Below are 17,030 nucleotides of genomic sequence, written 5' to 3'. Positions count from 1 at the left end.
GTGCAGCATAGTACACAGCTAAAAAATGAAATATTTGCTCCAAGTTGCTAGAGGAATGAATCGTGCGTTTGAAAATCGCTAAAGAAAGCTTACTCAATGTTTTATCGCATGTTGTCGGTGCGGTAGAACGTCGTCATACATTGAATATTCTTTCAAACGTCAAAATTCAGACTAATGCTCAGGCACTCACCATTACCGGTTCTGATTTAGAAGTCGAGCTGGTTGCCAGTACTGTTTTAACAGAAGGGGCATGCATTGAAGCAGGTGAAACAACTGTTCCTGCTCGTAAGTTGATGGAAATTTGTAAATCATTGCCTACAGCTGCATTGATTGACTTACAAATTACTGAAGATCAAAGATGTATTTTAAAATCTGGTAATAGCCGTTTTGTATTAGGTACTTTACCGGCAGAAGATTATCCATTATTGACCACTGAAAATAGTCAAGGTACACAAGTACAGGTCACTCAACGTGAGTTAAAGCGTTTATTTGAAAAAACGGCTTTTGCTATGGCCGTACAAGATGTACGTTTCTATTTAACGGGTACTTTATTAGAAATTGATGAAAATCAATTACGTGCAGTAACAACAGATGGTCACCGTTTAGCACTTTGTGAAATTACTGCTTCTTCTACATCATCTCAATTGGTCCAAGCAATTGTGCCTCGTAAAGCTGTTGGTGAATTACAGCGTTTACTTAGCATTGAAGATGAACAATTAACGTTGCTGATTGGTCGTGAATTGTTAAATGTCACAATTAATACGCCAAGCCGTGACAAAGAGCAGGGCGATATCACTGTTCGCTTTACTACAAAGTTGATTGATGGAAAATTCCCTGATTATCGTCGTGTAATTCCACGTGGTGGCGATAAACATGTATTAATTAGCCATGATGTGTTTAAACAATCATTACAACGCGTCGCAATTTTGAGTAATGAGAAGTTACGTGGTGTTTTCTTGAATTTTAATCAAGATTCTTTACAGCTACGTGCAAATAACCCTGAACAAGACGAAGCGATTGAAGATTTAGCGATTCAGTATCAAAACATACCGCTTGAAATGTCATTTAATGCGCAATATTTGCTGGATGTTTTAGGTGTGCTTGATGGTGATGATGTAAATATGAGCATGACTGAGGCAAACCAATCTGTATTGGTTCAAGATCCGGCACATCCTGATCAAACCTATGTCGTTATGCCGATGCGTGTATAATCTGGCTATCTAATATGCATCTTACGCTTTTAAATATTGAACGTGTGCGTAATTTAAAAACGGTTGCACTCCAAGGGTTGCAACCGTTTAATGTATTTTATGGCGCTAACGGTTCAGGAAAAACTTCAATACTGGAAGCAATCCATTTGCTTGCAACAGGGCGGTCGTTCCGCACCCACATACCTAAAAATTATATTCAATACTCTGCTGAAGATGCGATTGTTTTCGCGCAATCTGCAACTGAAAAAATTGGCATGCAAAAGTTGGCCTCTGGTGAGCAGTTGATGAAGGTCAATGGCGATACAGTGGCTACACAAGGACAACTCGCTAAACTGCTTCCTTTGCAGCATATTGATCCACAAAGTACAGATATTATTGACCATGGGGCGAAACCTCGGCGCCAGCTTTTAGATTGGCTGATGTTCCACGTGGAACCTGAGTTTTATTTTGCTTGGCAATATTATTCTCGTGCATTAAAGCAGCGTAATACTTTACTTAAAACCAGACGGAATATTTCTCTAGCGGATTTAGAGCCGTGGAATAAAATGTTGAGTGATTATGGTGAAATTTTACACTCTCAGCGTTTAAGTATTGTGGAACAATGGAATGTCTTTTTTCAAAATGATTTAAGTCAATTGCTACCTGATCTAGAGATTGAACTGGAATATAGTCCCGGTTTTCATACAGAGCAGGGACTCATGCAAGACTTGCTGGATCAACACCAAAAAGACATCGAACGACGCTATACCGAATATGGCCCACATCGTGCAGATTTGCGCTTAAAAACCCCGTTTGGACATGCTGATGTAGTTTTATCAAGAGGTCAGAAAAAACTCTTGATTATTGCCTTAAAACTGTCACAAATTGCAATGTTACATGCGAGTAATAAGGAAACTGTGGTATTATTAGATGATCTGACAGCAGAATTAGACTTAACCGCACAACAACGTTTAATTGAACGATTAAGCCAACTTGGTAGCCAGGTTTTTATGACAACTTTAGATCATGCATCGGTAAAAAAACACTTACATGATCTGTCTATTTCATATCAATTATTCAATGTTGAATCCGGTCAAGTTAGTCTTGCTTCACCATAATTTTTTGATGTTACCCATCTTTGAATAAACCTATATTTGCTAGGGAGAAACCATGAGTTCAGAGTCTCAATCAGCCTCTCAAACAGAACAAACCAATGAAAAGGCTTATGATTCCTCTAGTATTAAAGTATTACGTGGATTAGATGCAGTTCGTAAACGTCCGGGTATGTATATTGGGGATACAGACGACGGTACCGGTTTACACCATATGGTATTCGAGGTTGTCGATAACGCAATCGATGAAGCTTTAGCTGGGCATTGTGACGAAATTATTGTCACGATTCACGAAGATGAATCGGTAAGTGTTTCTGATAATGGCCGTGGTATTCCAACCGATATCCACCCTGAAGAAGGGGTGTCTGCAGCGGAAGTAATTCTTACGATCTTGCACGCAGGCGGTAAGTTTGACGATAACAGCTATAAAGTTTCAGGTGGTTTGCACGGCGTAGGCGTTTCAGTTGTAAATGCGCTTTCAAGTAAATTGCATTTAATTATTAATCGCGCTGGCCAAGTGCATGAACAAGAGTATCACCACGGTGATCCGCAATATCCATTACGTGTGATTGGTGAAACGGATAGCAGTGGTACAACTGTACGTTTTTGGCCAAGTGAACTAACTTTTAGTCAAACTATTTTTAACGTTGAAATTTTAGCGCGTCGTTTACGAGAGCTTTCATTTTTAAACGCGGGCGTGCGTATTGTTTTACGTGATGAACGTATTAACCTTGAGCACGTATATGACTACGAAGGTGGTTTATCTGAGTTTGTAAAATACATTAACGAAGGTAAAACTCATCTAAACGAGATTTTCCATTTCACTGCTGATACAGAAAACGGTATTGGTGTAGAAGTTGCATTACAGTGGAATGAAAGTTATCAAGAAAACGTGCGTTGTTTTACCAACAATATTCCTCAAAAGGATGGTGGTACTCATTTAGCAGGTTTCCGTGCGGCTTTAACACGTGGTCTTAACCAATATCTTGAAAACGAAAACATTCTCAAGAAAGAAAAAGTCAATGTGACAGGTGATGATGCCCGTGAAGGTTTAACGGCGATTATTTCGGTCAAAGTACCTGATCCGAAATTCTCATCTCAAACTAAAGAAAAACTAGTATCGAGTGAAGTAAAACCAGCGGTTGAGCAAGCAATGAACAAAGAGTTCTCTGCTTACTTACTTGAAAATCCGCAAGCTGCAAAATCAATTGCCGGTAAAATTATTGATGCTGCGCGTGCACGTGATGCTGCACGTAAGGCGCGTGAAATGACACGTCGTAAGAGTGCACTTGATATTGCAGGCTTGCCAGGGAAATTGGCTGATTGTCAGGAAAAAGACCCTGCACTTTCTGAATTATATCTAGTCGAGGGTGACTCTGCTGGTGGTAGTGCTAAGCAAGGTCGTAATCGTAAAATGCAGGCTATTTTACCGTTGAAAGGTAAAATCCTGAACGTTGAACGTGCACGCTTTGACAAAATGATTTCTAGTCAGGAAGTCGGTACTTTAATCACTGCACTTGGCTGTGGTATTGGTCGTGAAGAATATAACCCTGATAAGCTTCGCTATCATAAAATCATTATCATGACCGATGCCGACGTCGATGGTTCTCACATCCGTACCTTGTTGTTAACGTTCTTCTTCCGTCAAATGCCAGAATTGGTTGAGCGTGGGCATATTTATATTGCTCAGCCACCTTTGTATAAATTGAAGAAAGGTAAGCAAGAACAATACATCAAAGATAATGATGCGTTAGAAACTTATCTCATCTCAAATGCGATTGATGAGCTATCTTTGCATACCAATGCTGAAGCACCTGCAATTACAGGTGAAGCACTTGCGAAAGTGATTCAGGACTATCAGGTTTCACAAAAGAGCTTACAGCGCTTAACTTTACGTTATCCAGCTAGCTTACTTGATGCTTTACTTGAAGTAGAAGCATTCAAGAGTGATCAAAACCATGATGAAGCTTATGTACAACAATGGGCTGATCAGGTGCGCGATATCATTACCAGATTACAGCCAAGTTTACGTCCAGAAATCTCTCTAGAGGCATTTGAACGTGAAAATGCTCAAGGCGAAAAATCTGCGCATTATTGGCCGCGTATTACTGTCTATGTTCATAATCTGCCGCATGCGTATTTGCTTGATGCAGCTTTATTGAATTCAGCTGAATATGCACGGTTATTGAAAAACTCTAAGAGTTGGTTCACTTTACTTGAAGATGGTGCTTATTTACAAAAAGGTGATCGCCGTATTCAAGTGGCTAACTTCCATCAAGTTTGGCAACATATTTTGCAAGATTCTCGCCGCGGTATGATGATCCAACGCTATAAAGGTCTTGGAGAGATGAATGCTGAACAGCTGTGGGAAACAACAATGGACCCTGAAAACCGTAATATGTTGCAGGTGACAATTGATGATGCGATTGAAGCAGATCGTATGTTCTCTTGCTTAATGGGTGATGATGTTGAACCACGTCGTGCATTCATTGAAGAGAATGCTTTAAATGCGGATATTGATGCTTAATTCATAACATGATTCTAAATCAGTCTAGGGAGAGAATGATGAGTCAGAAATTATTAGCTAGTCTTTTAATTTCATGTGTGTTTTTAGGAAGTTCTGCTGTTTGGGCGGCAGACCTAGAAACGAATATGAAAACTTTAGCTAAGAGTACTAAAGCATTTGCTGAAGCGAAAGATGCTGATAACGCAAAAAAACAGCTTGTTGTAATGCGTGAAGCAGCAGTTTCTTCTAAGCAATATTTGCCGCATAAACTCGAAGGTTTGCCATCAGAAAATGTAAAGGTAAAAGAGTACCAAGCTGGTTTAGATCAGCTTGTTGCCGAAATTGATAAAGTAACTGTTTTAGTTGAGCAAGGACAATTAGATCAAGCCAAAACTGAAGCAATTAATTTAGTGAAAATACGAAATGAAAATCATAAAAAATTTAGATAATTGATTTTTTATGGTAAAGGGCTAATCATCATTAGCCCTTTTTTGTATCCGAAAAAAGTATTTTGTTTAACAAGTAAACTATTGAAAGTTATATTCTCTAGGCGGTACTTACTAATAACAATAGGCAATATAATTATGAAAAAGATTTATAAACTCATATTGGGTAGCATTGTTTTTGTCACTAGTGTGTTTCAATTGCATGCTGCTACAGTCCCGACCTTTTATGGCAAATTAGTATTTCATCGTTATAGTGATTATGACGCATGGGACAGTAAGCTTTATCTTTATAACTTCACAACACAGCAGACTACATTACTGGGCACAAACTGGAAAATCGACCATATGATGAATGGCCATTTTTCCCCAGATGGTAAATGGTTAACTTTTATGGGGGTTAACTCTGGGCAGTATTATGGCGATGCATGGGATGTGTATGCTTGGAAAGTGGGTAGTAGTGAGTTACCCATTAACTTAACTCAGGGAAATAACAAACGCGATGAAGATCCAAAATTCATAGATAACCAGCGTATTATTTTTAAACAAAATGGTGATTTAAAAATCGTTAAAATGACGGATCGGACGATTACTTCTGTCACTCAAAATGGTTGGGACATAGAAGAGTCAATGCCTTATCCGATGGTAAATACTACCCAAATCTTATATGCGAAAGGTGCGGGAAATAATTCTAGAGTTTTCAGTATTGATCAGTCGGGTGCTTATGATACACAGCTGACCAATATCGCTTCATATTATCCAATATGGTGGCAAGGAAGTCGGTTCTTATATGTGCGCTGGTATAGCCCAACAAATGCTCATGATCAGATCTATATTTATGATATGGCTAATAAACAAACTACACGTTTGCCATTTAACAATATTAATTATGATACTTCCGATCCAGCTCCTTTAGATCAGCGTTACATGGTGGTGTCTCTTGCAGGACAAACAGGGAGTCGAGGCGGATACGATTTATATATTGCAGACAGCTTATCAAGCAATGTTTGGCCTTTACCGATAAATACTAATTTAAATGAATTAGGGGCTTTTTATACGCCTTATTAACAAATAAAAAAGCCGATTAAGAAATCGGCTTTTTTATTTTAGAAAATAGATTAATCAAAAGAAGCTTCTATTTCTTCTAATTCCATCATGAGTTCCAAAAACTGCTCTTCATGTTGCTCAAGTTTAGCTTTCAGCTCTGTCTGCTCATTCATAAGTTTGAGTAGATCATCCTTACGTGCAGCCTCATATAAAGATGTGTCTGCTAAGGATTCTTCAATTTTGGCGAGCTGTGGTTGTAGCTTTTCAATTTGTGATTCAACCTTTTCAATATTTTTACGAATAGGTCGAGTCTGTTCACGACGGCGAGCTGCTTCTTTACGCTGTGCTTCTTTATCAACTTTAGCAGGCGCTGGAGCGGCAGAGGAAGAGTTGTTCTGTGCGACGGCAGTCTGAGCATTGATTTGCTGCTGACGTGCTTCACGTAGCCATTTAGCATAGTCCTGTAAATCACCCTCGAACTCAGTACATTTACCGCCGTGTACTAAAAGAAGCTCATCACATACACTTGCAATAAGTTGACGTTCGTGGGAAACCAGAACAACTGCACCTTCAAAATCTTGTAATGCCATGCTCAGTGCATGACGCATATCAAGATCTAAATGGTTTGTTGGTTCATCGAGAATTAAAACATTTGGACGCTGCCATACAATGAGTGCTAGGGCTAAACGAGCGCGTTCTCCACCAGAAAAGCTTTCACATGGTGTATCCATGCGTTCACCACTAAAGCCAAAACTACCTAAGAATGAACGTAGAGTGGCTTCACTAATTTGTTTATCTGCTATACGGGCAAGCTGTAGCATTGGGCTAGCATTGCCATCTAAAGCATCCATCTGGTGCTGCGCAAAGTAACCAATATTAAGCAGCTCGGAAGCTTTACGTTCACCTGCCAAGAGTGGTAGATCACCAACCAAGCTCTTAATCAATGTTGACTTACCTGCGCCGTTCATCCCAAGCAAACCAATACGTGAGTTTGGTGTAATTTGTAATCTGATTTTTTCGGCTATCTGTTTATCACCATAACCAATGCTGGCATTATCTAAAGTCAGCAATGGTGAACTCATTTTAGTCGGTTCACGGAAAGTAAATGTAAAAGGCGTATCTACATGGGCTGGTGCAAGTTGCTGCATGCGCTCAAGTTGTTTAATACGACTTTGTGCCTGACGAGCTTTAGTCGCTTTTGCCTTAAAACGATCAATAAACTTTTGTAAGTGAGCACGTGTTTCTTGCTGCTTTTCAAAAGCTTGTTGTTGTTGAGCAAGACGTTCACTACGTGTGGTTTCAAATGTAGTGTAGTTTCCGGTGTAAAGCGTGAGTTCTTGATTTTCGATGTGAAGAATATGATCTGTAATCGCATCTAAAAAGTCGCGGTCATGCGAAATTAGAATGAGTGTACCTTCATAGGCTTTAAGCCAATCTTCTAACCACAGAATTGCATCCAAATCTAAGTGGTTTGTTGGTTCATCCAGTAAGAGTAGATCAGAACGACTCATCAATGTACGCGCCAAATTTAAACGCATACGCCATCCACCTGAGAAGCTCTCAACGTTCAAACGTAATTGATTTTCTAGAAAGCCAAGACCTGCCATGAGCTGCGCAGCTTTAGAGGGCGCTGAATAACCATGAATTTCATCAAAGCGGCCATGCAATTTAGCCAGTTCAAAATCAGTCAGTTGATCTGGTTGAGCAAGCTTATTTTGAATATCCCAAAACTCTTCATCACCTGAAAGAACAAAATCAATTGCAGGCATATCTAGGGCTTTTACTTCTTGCGCCATATGCGCCACGGTCCAGCCTGTCGGACGAGTAAGTGAACCTTCATCTGCACCTAAACTTCCAAGTAATGCAGCAAATAAAGTCGATTTACCTGCTCCATTTACACCAGTTAGACCAATCTTCCAACCTGGGTGTAATTGCATAGACGCTTTTTGAAATAGAACACGTCCACCGCGGCGTAAAGAAACTTGGTCAAATTGAATCATCTTATTGTATCGAGGTGAGTTAGGGATGCTGTATTTTAAAGAGAACTGCCGATGAAAACAAAACTTTCCGGATTTTAGTGAGTAGCTGTTAATAATTACATATATCAATACATTCTAAATTTCGCTATTCATCCGAAATTTTCAAAATATTGAACAAGATAGAATACTTTTAAAAAAATATGGCTAAAATAAAAACAGTTTAAAATTTGGTTGATTAATGAGCTACTAATAAAACTAGACTAAGGAAAGTCAAATGAAAAAAAGATTGGGGATAATTGGTGCAGTATTTTGCTGTGCTGTGGGGACAGTACATGCTGGGCAAAGTGTCTGTGTGTTTGATTTATTAGGAAAGTCAGGTGAGTCCTATAAAATGATGGAAGAGTGGGCGCTTGCAGCGAAAGAATGGCAAGCAGATATCACTTTAATTCCATTTCAAGATGAAGGCTTAGTTGACCGTAGACTGCGTGAAGGAAAATGTGACGCCGCTTATATGACCTCCATGCGGGCGCGAAATTATAATAAATTTGCAGGTTCAATTGATGCGATTGGAGGGGTAACCAGTAATGCAATTGCTCAAAAAGCTATTAGTTATGTTTTAGATAAGCGTAATAAACATCGCATGGTGACTGCACAAAATGGAACCAATTACGAGGTCGTTGGTATTGTCCAGATTGGATTAGCTTATTTATTTGTGAAGGATAAAAATCTCAACTCAATTGAAAAAGTACGTGGGACTAAGTTTGCTATTTTGCAATATGACGCAGCACAAAAAATTATGGTGGAAAGCGTTGGCGCTCAGCCCATTCCTTCAGAAATTACCGATTTTGTGAAAAAGTTTAATAGTGGCCAAGTCGATGCAATTGCGGCACCAGCCTATGCTTATAAACCTTTAGAGATTGGTAAAGGGGTTGGCGTGAAAGGGGCAATGTTTACTTTCCCCGTAGTTAACGTTACGGGTGATTTAATTGCCCGAAGTGATAAGTTCCCCACAGATTTCGGTATAAAGTCACGTGCTTGGTTTATACAAAAATTACCTCAGAATTTTGCCATGATAAAACGGCTAGAAATGGGCGTACCCTCAAAAATTAAAATTAATTTTTCAGCAGAAGACAAAACTAAATATCAAAAAATTTTACGTGAAGGTCGCCTCAGCTTAACAAAACAAGGTGTATACGATGCAACAATGATGAGTGTGCTAAAGCGTGCCCGCTGTACAGTTGAACGGACAAATTTTGAATGTACGCTTAATGGAGAGTAGTTTATTTTTTAAACACAAAAACGCTACATATATTTCAAAGCTGAATATGGGTATGAAAATTGTGAATATAAAAAATAACTTACGGAAAATTAGCAATTTTTCCTTTTAATAAATAATTTAAAACCAACAAACAATGGTTCAATGAGATAAAAATATTTGAGTAAAAGCTCTATTTTTTTCTAAAAAACATGATTAATATCTGTGTTTGAAAGGAAACTTCAAACAAAAAATCTGTTCCGTGGAAGGATGAAGAAAATGAAAAAAATCGTACTTGCTATGGCTGCCGCTTCTGTTGTTGGTTTTTCTGCTTCAGCGCAAGCAGCGAGTACCGTATGTGTATTCGACCTCTTAGGAAAAGCAGGCGACTCATATAAAATGATGGAAGAATGGGCTCTTGCTGCAAAAGGCTGGGGTACTGAAATTAACTTAGTTCCTCGTCAGGACGAGGCTGTTGCTGATAATGATTTTAAAGCGGGTAAATGTGATGCTGTAGCAATGACAGCAATGCGTGCGCGCCAATATAACAAATTCGCAGGATCTATCGACTCACTTGGTGGTGTTCCAAATAACCAAATCGCTCAACGTGCAATTACTTATGTATTAGATGCGCGTAATGCAGCAAAAATGACCACAAATATGGGTGGTAAAAAATACGAAGTTGCTGGTATTTCTCCGCTAGGTTCAGCATTCATTTTCGTACGCGACAAAAACATCAACTCTGTTGAAAAAGCTGCGGGTAAAAAATTCGCTGTACTTGGCTATGACGATGCACAAAAAATTATGGTGCAACGTGTAGGAGCTCAAGCAGTTCTTTCTGATATCTCAAACTTTGCTGCTAAATTTAATAATGGTCAGGTAGATATGGTAGGTGCGCCTGCTTATGCTTACAAACCATTAGAATTAAATAAAGGTTTAGGCGCAAACGGTGTAATGTGGAACTTCCCTGTATTACACGTTACAGCAGATCTAGTATTACGTTCTGATAAATTCCCAGCTGGTTTTGGACAAAAATCTCGTGACTGGTTTGTTAAACAGTTACCTAAGAGCTTTGCAATGATCAACCGTTTAGAAGCGCAAATTCCTGGCAAATACAAAATGAACTTAAGTGCAGAAGACAAACTTAAGTATCAAAAAATGTTGCGTGATGGCCGTATGGACTTAACTAAACGCGGTGTTTACGATGCTGGAATGATGTCTGTACTCAAAAAAGCGCGTTGTTCTGTAGACAAAGCTAACTTTGAATGTTCAATGCCTGGTGAATAATCCTAATTTCTTTCAAAAAGCCTAGACTGAGTTCTAGGCTTTTTGTTTTATATACGCTGTCAGTTCTGCCATTGTGGTTAGTTAGAAAGACGTTAAGCTAAATTTAGATAAAAACTTCATAAGGAAACATGAAGGTATAAAAATAGATCAAGGACTTGAGTGATTAAAATAATTGCTAATAGATAGGTCATTCGCTATCTATTTTTCAGGGAAATAAAATCATAAAAGCAAATACGGTCTATACAAATATTCCATCATGTTTTTTATATGAAGCCTATCCGATTCATACCTGATGGTGTGAAATTTCTTGGTATCGAAAAACAAAAACTCCACAAGGAAAGGAAAAAGAATATGCAATTTTCCAAAACGCTATTACTTGCGATGGGACTTACCACAGTTTCTTTTGCAGCCGAGGCTAAACAAACAGTATGTGTTTTTGACTTCGTTGGAAAAAATGGCGACGTTTATGCGCTGATGAAGGATTATCAACTTGCCGCTAAAAACTGGGGAGCTGATATCGAGCTTAAAGTAAACCAGAATGAAGCCGTGATTGCTGAAGATTTTAAAGCGGGTAAATGTGATGGTATTAGCGTGTCAGGGATGCGTGGTCGCCAATTTAACTCATTTACTGGGTCATTAGACGCAATTGGAGCGATTCCTGATCTCAAGCTTGCTGTAAAAGTGATGCAAGGCTTAGCGAGTCCGACTTTTAGTAAATATATGGTTAATGGTCGCTATGAGGTTGTCGGTGTTATTCCGGTTGGTGATGCTTATCTTTTAGTAAATGATCGCAGCATCAATACGGTAGCGAAAGCCGCAGGTAAGAAAATTGCTGTTCTTGACTATGATGAAGCACAAAAAATTATGGTTCAGCAGGTCGGGGCACAGGCGGTTAGTGCTGACGTAACAAATTTCGGTGCGAAATTTAATAACCATCAAGTTGATATTATTGGTGCGCCAGCAGCAGCATTTAAACCTTTGGAACTACAAAAAGGTTTAGGTACAAAAGGTGCGATCGTGAATTATCCAATCTTACAGGTCACAGGAAATATTATTATCCGACCTGATAAGTTCCCAGCTGGTTTTGGCCAAAAATCTAGGGAATGGGTTTCAGGTCAGCTACCACGTGCTTTTACCATCTTGGGTAAAATGAAAGCTGATATTCCACAAAAATACTGGATGGATGTCCCAGCAGCCGATAAACCGGGCTACCAAAAGCTCATGCGTGAGTCTCGAATTAACCTTACACAACGTGGTGTATATGATAAACGCATGATGAAACTACTATGGCAATTCCGTTGTAAGCAAGATGCTAAAAACTTCGAATGTGGCTTACAGGATGAGAATTACAAATAATCTTGATAAAAATACTCAAGATTCGCTTTAAACTTCGAAGACAGACCCTATATTGATTATGCTATACTCAATATAGGGTCTTTTTTATTTTGAAAGGCACAGCAAAATCCGAGGAACAATCATCATGAATGCCCAAGCTCTAGTTTTGACAGATAATGCTGCCAATAAGGTACGCCAACTCCGTGATAGTGAAGGGAATGACGATCTCATGTTACGTGTGTATGTAACAGGAGGCGGATGTTCAGGGTTTTCGTATGGCTTTAATTTTGCTGAAAGCGTAAATGAAGATGATGCAGAATTCGTAAATGGCGATGTAAAAATGCTGGTTGACTCACTTAGCTACCAATACCTCATTGGTTCAGTAGTTGACTATGTAGAAGGTCTTGAAGGTTCGCGTTTTATCGTACAAAACCCGAATGCAACAACAACATGTGGTTGTGGTTCTTCATTCTCGATTTAATAGAATTTTAAAATTTAAAAAACCTCTCTATTTTGAGAGGTTTTTTTATTGATCAAATCATTATTTTTTACGGATAGATTCTAAAAAGTATTGCACCAGTTCAGGCGCATTCTGATAGGGAATCCAATGCGACGCATCCATAAAAACTGCTTCATAACTATTTTTAAAATAATGTGAGTTTAGCTCCGCGCTTTTTTCTGTAACGGCAATATCATGTTTACCCCAAATAAAAAGAGTGGGGACATCTATGGCTTTAAACGGATTTTGAAGTTTGTCCCAAAAAAAGCCACGATACCAATTCAACGCCGTGGTTAATCTATTTTCCTTTATAAACTCAGCCTCAAATATCGCAATTTGCTGTTCAGTCATGCCTGATGACTTTAGAAACTTACGACCCAATTTAGGTATCTTTTTAAATAAAAGTTCGGGCAGAATCGGTAACTGAAAAATTGCAAAATAATAAGATTTAAAAAGTTGTCTACTGCTTAAACAAGCTTTTAAAAATGCAGCTTAATGAGGTACAGAAACTAAAGTGAGATGTTGAATATATTCTGGATACTTCATAGCAACGCCTGAAGCGATTGCCGAGCCCCAGTCATGCCCAATTAAATAAACTGGCTGGCCAAGCTGTTCAATTAAACTTGCCACATCTTCTACAAGTTCACTCAATGAATATTGAAATCGGCTTTGAGGCCTAGCATTTAAACTATAACCACGTTGATGAATCGCAAGTGTTCTAAATTGATACTCATGCAATAATTCCGAAGTCTGCTCCCAACTATGGGCAGTTTCTGGAAAACCATGTAATAAAACCACGAGAGGGCCATCTATAGGGCCTGAATCAATTACATCGAATGTCCAGGTCCCACGTGTGTATTGATGAATACGTTTGGTCAGATCCATAACAACATGCCTTACTTATTTTTGTTGGCATTTATCATGAGTTTTTATGCTCATTTAAATAACAGCATTTCGGGTCAGTAAATGTGCTATGAGGTCGAATCTAACCAAACAAATCAATAAATAGTTTTATACTGCCGTGATCGTACCTAGGATTCTGAAATCCGAAGCGCCTGTGACTGCTGGCAAATTTCCACTTAAACCATCTACAAAGCGCATTGCTAACCATGCAAATTCTGTAGCCTCGACCCAAGTAGGGGAAAGTCCTAACACATCGGTAGGTTGAACAGACCAATTATGTTTACGTAAACGCCAACGTAACTGTTCTAATAAATAAGAGTTATAAGCTCCACCACCACAAACATATACTTCACCTGTTTCCATCTCAGAACGATAAATTGCTTTTTGAATGGCACGCACAGTAAGCTTTAATAAGGTGGCTTGGATATTTTCAGGGGTATCTTCTAACTCATCATAAGTTAAATCATTTCGCCAATCGATTAACTGATCATCCAACCAGTCAATATTAAAGTCTTCACGTCCTGTGCTCTTAGGCGGTTCTTTAGAAAAATACTCGTGGGCATGGAGACGATCGAGTAAAGAGCGAATAGGATGACCATAAGCTGCCCAGTCACCATTTTCATCATATGGATGACCTGTATGGCGATGACACCACGCATCCATCAAAATATTTGCAGGTCCTGTATCAAAACCAAATACGCCGTCAGCATTATTGGCCGGCAGCATACTCACATTGGCAATACCACCCAAATTCAAAATCACACGATGAATACTTGGATGTTGAAATAATGCTTGATGGAAAGCCGGAACCAATGGCGCGCCTTGACCTCCTGCTGCCATATCTCTACGACGGAAATCTGAAACAACCGGAATCTGAGTAATTTCAGTAATAATGTTTGGATCACCAATTTGTAGCGTAAAGCCATGTTCTGGACGATGACGAATAGTTTGTCCATGCGAACCAATTGCTTTTATTTGGCTACGGTCTAATTGGTGCTTTTCAATGAGAGTATTAATCCCATGACCAATCATTTGGGCTAGAGCAACATCAGCTTTACCCATGCGGTCAATTTCATTGTCATCAGGTAAAGTTAATGCCATAAGCTCATCACGTAACTCGGGTTCGAATGGAACTGTAAGAGTGGCATGAAGCTGTAGTGGCTCAAATGAAGCCGCAACAATATCTACCCCATCCATACTAGTGCCAGTCATTACGCCGATATAGATTGCGCTCATATGCAACTTCCCCTGCAAGACGCTGAAAAAATGTTAGTATATCGCACAAATTGAATAACTGATGTGTTTAGGTTTTGTGATGTCAAATTTCTTGCCCGCCGAAGAACAGCTTGCCCTCATCCAACGAGGCACGCACGAAATTATTTCAGAAGAAGATTTACTGAAAAAGCTTAAAGAGAATCGCCCTCTTAAAATTAAAGCTGGTTTTGACCCTACAGCACCAGATTTACATTTAGGACATACGGTTCTTATTAATAAACTAAAAACTTTCCAAGACTTGGGCCATGAAGTTACCTTCTTAATTGGTGACTATACAGCGATGATTGGTGACCCAACTGGTAAAAGCGCAACTCGTCCGCCGTTGTCACGTGAACAAGTGGAAGCCAATGCTAAAACTTATCAAGAACAAGTATTCAAGATATTAGACCCGAATAAAACAAAAGTACGTTTTAACTCAGAATGGTTTAATCAAAAGTCTGCTGCTGACCTTATCCAATTAGCAAGTCAGCAAACAGTATCACGTATGTTAGAGCGTGATGACTTTACTAAGCGTTATAGCAATCATCAGCCGATTGCAATTCATGAGTTTTTATATCCTTTAGTTCAAGGTTATGACTCAATTGCGCTTGAAGCTGACGTTGAGTTAGGAGGTACAGACCAAACCTTTAACTTACTTATGGGTCGTACTTTACAAAGCCGTTATGGCCAAGAATCTCAAGTATGTATCACTGTGCCGATTCTAGAAGGTCTAGATGGCGTAAATAAAATGTCTAAATCTTTAGGTAACTATATTGGTGTATTTGATACACCAGGGGCAATGTACCAAAAAGTTTTATCAATGCCAGACTCTTTAATTGAACGCTATTTCGATTTATTAAGCTTCAAATCTCTTGATGAGATCAAAGCTCTATTAGATGAAATTGCTGCTGGTCGTAATCCACAAGAAGTAAAACGCATCCTTGCACTTGAGTTAGTTGAACGCTTCCATGATGCAGAAGCTGCTGCTAATGCCCATAAGAGTGCTGGTAACCGTATTACAGAAGGTGAAGTACCTGAAGACACACCAGAAGTGACTATTTCACTTGGTGAGTTTGGAGGAGAAATCTTTATTGCTACGATTTTACGTGTAGCGGGGCTAAACCCAAATGCAGCTGCGGCAAAAGATGCGGTTGCTCGTGGTGCGGTAAAAGTTGACTGGAATGCCGTTGATGCAAGCTTCTCTGTAAAAGAAAAAGGAAGCTTTATTATTCAATCAGGTAAAAAAGCAATTGCACGTGTAATTTTCACTGACTAATAAAATAAAGTTATAGAGTAAAAAGCAGGAGTAATCCTGCTTTTTTTATTTCTGATCACAAAAACAATTAAGCGTTCCACGTGGAACAATTTGTAATTAACTTAATAAGTAGAAAAATAGAATAAGTAAAGAATAGAAAGTATTAATCAATAAATAGAGTATTTGCTCTAGTCTGTCTTTGGAATCTTTGGAATCTTTGGAATCTTTGGAATCTTTGGAATCTTTGGAATCTTTGGAATCTTTGGAATCTTTGGAATCTTTGGAATCTTTGGACTTAAGGGAGTATATATGTCTATAAACTCTATTAAAGACATAGGAAATTAAAAATGTCCCAAATTCTTAAATATAAAACTAATAAAAGGCAGTGAAGATGCCTAAAAAAAAGCCATATATATCACTTTTTTCGCAAAATAGTAGAAAAAAACGGCACTCAAGTGAAAAAGGCTGAAATACCCCTTGCAAAGGGGATGTAATGGTCTATAATGCACATCCATCGGCGGTGATGCAGATAGAAACTTGTTGAAAAACAGTTACTTGTGATTAAGTTGGTTGCTTTAAGTGATGAATTTGATGGTAAGTTAGTTTGAGAGATAAGTTTTAAAAATATCGAAATTACCTGTTGACTTTTAAGAGATTAAGAGTAATATAGCCGACCTAGCTTGCTGGTGACGAACCAGGAAGAAGATCATTAAGAGAATTGAAGAACAACTTGTGTGGATTTTTACTGATTGATTAATCGAAATAATTTTCATTGATTGATTGGTTTAAATTACTCGAAGTTTATTTGAGCGAAATTTAAGTCAGTAATTGATGAGCCAGAATTGGCACCTTGTCTTTAATAAGGTGCAAAATGATTTTAACTGAAGAGTTTGATCATGGCTCAGATTGAACGCTGGCGGCAGGCTTAACACATGCAAGTCGAGCGGAGAGAGGTAGCTTGCTAC

At 38.7% G+C, this 17,030-nt stretch carries 12 protein-coding genes, 1 rRNA gene and 1 pseudogene; 11 read left to right on the top strand and 3 right to left on the bottom strand.

The features are described 5' to 3' along the window. Positions 1-62: 62 nt before the first annotated feature. The 5 genes from dnaN to J690_RS21300 all read left to right on the top strand — a co-directional run bounded on the left by dnaN (position 63) and on the right by J690_RS21300 (position 6,319). Positions 63-1,211 (top strand): DNA polymerase III subunit beta, encoded by a 1,149-nt coding sequence (gene dnaN / locus J690_RS24635; protein ID WP_002115478.1) that lies wholly within the window; start codon positions 63-65, stop codon positions 1,209-1,211. A 14-nt stretch (positions 1,212-1,225) separates the two neighbouring features. Then, on the top strand, positions 1,226-2,308 hold the full coding sequence (recF, locus tag J690_RS21315) for a DNA replication/repair protein RecF (protein ID WP_032038246.1): 1,083 nt from the start codon (positions 1,226-1,228) through the stop codon (positions 2,306-2,308). Between the two features lie 52 nt (positions 2,309-2,360). After that, positions 2,361-4,829, top strand: a complete 2,469-nt coding sequence (gyrB, locus tag J690_RS21310; protein ID WP_032038243.1) for a DNA topoisomerase (ATP-hydrolyzing) subunit B — start codon at positions 2,361-2,363, stop codon at positions 4,827-4,829. Positions 4,830-4,864: 35 nt separating this feature from the next. Further along, entirely contained in the window at positions 4,865-5,257 is a 393-nt protein-coding gene (cybC, locus tag J690_RS21305; RefSeq protein WP_023187717.1) for a cytochrome b562, read from the top strand. 135 nt (positions 5,258-5,392) lie between these two features. Next, a complete protein-coding gene (locus J690_RS21300) occupies positions 5,393-6,319 on the top strand; it encodes a TolB-like translocation protein (protein WP_032038240.1) in 927 nt (308 codons plus the stop codon). A gap of 50 nt (positions 6,320-6,369) precedes the next feature. On the opposite strand, the gene J690_RS21295 is transcribed toward J690_RS21300, so the two are convergent. Then, positions 6,370-8,298, bottom strand: a complete 1,929-nt coding sequence (locus tag J690_RS21295) for an ATP-binding cassette domain-containing protein (RefSeq protein WP_032038238.1) — start codon at positions 8,296-8,298, stop codon at positions 6,370-6,372. A 253-nt stretch (positions 8,299-8,551) separates the two neighbouring features. On the opposite strand from J690_RS21295, the gene J690_RS21290 reads away from it, so the two are divergent. The 4 genes from J690_RS21290 (at position 8,552) to erpA (ending at position 12,635) form a co-directional block, all read left to right on the top strand. Beyond that, positions 8,552-9,556 carry a putative solute-binding protein gene (locus J690_RS21290; protein WP_032038234.1) on the top strand — a complete coding sequence of 335 codons (1,005 nt, stop codon included), beginning with the start codon at positions 8,552-8,554 and terminating at the stop codon, positions 9,554-9,556. A 255-nt stretch (positions 9,557-9,811) separates the two neighbouring features. Further along, entirely contained in the window at positions 9,812-10,819 is a 1,008-nt protein-coding gene (locus tag J690_RS24335; protein ID WP_002115480.1) for a putative solute-binding protein, read from the top strand. Between the two features lie 351 nt (positions 10,820-11,170). Next, positions 11,171-12,175: a putative solute-binding protein gene (locus J690_RS21280; protein ID WP_005804873.1), complete on the top strand. Its 1,005-nt coding sequence runs from the start codon at positions 11,171-11,173 to the stop codon at positions 12,173-12,175. 124 nt (positions 12,176-12,299) lie between these two features. After that, a complete protein-coding gene (gene erpA, locus J690_RS21275) occupies positions 12,300-12,635 on the top strand; it encodes an iron-sulfur cluster insertion protein ErpA (protein WP_002115421.1) in 336 nt (111 codons plus the stop codon). Positions 12,636-12,695: 60 nt separating this feature from the next. On the opposite strand, the pseudogene J690_RS0104755 reads toward erpA, so the two are convergent. Together J690_RS0104755 and J690_RS21270 are read right to left on the bottom strand one after the other, a co-directional pair. Beyond that, positions 12,696-13,538, bottom strand: a pseudogene (locus tag J690_RS0104755) (alpha/beta fold hydrolase). Between the two features lie 126 nt (positions 13,539-13,664). After that, positions 13,665-14,792 (bottom strand): anhydro-N-acetylmuramic acid kinase, encoded by a 1,128-nt coding sequence (locus J690_RS21270; protein ID WP_032038232.1) that lies wholly within the window; start codon positions 14,790-14,792, stop codon positions 13,665-13,667. A gap of 61 nt (positions 14,793-14,853) precedes the next feature. On the opposite strand from J690_RS21270, the gene tyrS reads away from it, so the two are divergent. Further along, entirely contained in the window at positions 14,854-16,086 is a 1,233-nt protein-coding gene (gene tyrS, locus J690_RS21265) for a tyrosine--tRNA ligase (RefSeq protein WP_017481201.1), read from the top strand. A gap of 857 nt (positions 16,087-16,943) precedes the next feature. Next, positions 16,944-17,030, top strand: a 16S ribosomal RNA gene (locus J690_RS24490); the annotation flags it as partial.

It is taken from the genome of Acinetobacter sp. 742879 (assembly GCF_000588535.1).
Lineage (GTDB): Bacteria > Pseudomonadota > Gammaproteobacteria > Pseudomonadales > Moraxellaceae > Acinetobacter > Acinetobacter pittii.
This window is presented reverse-complemented; position numbering and strand designations above follow the sequence as displayed.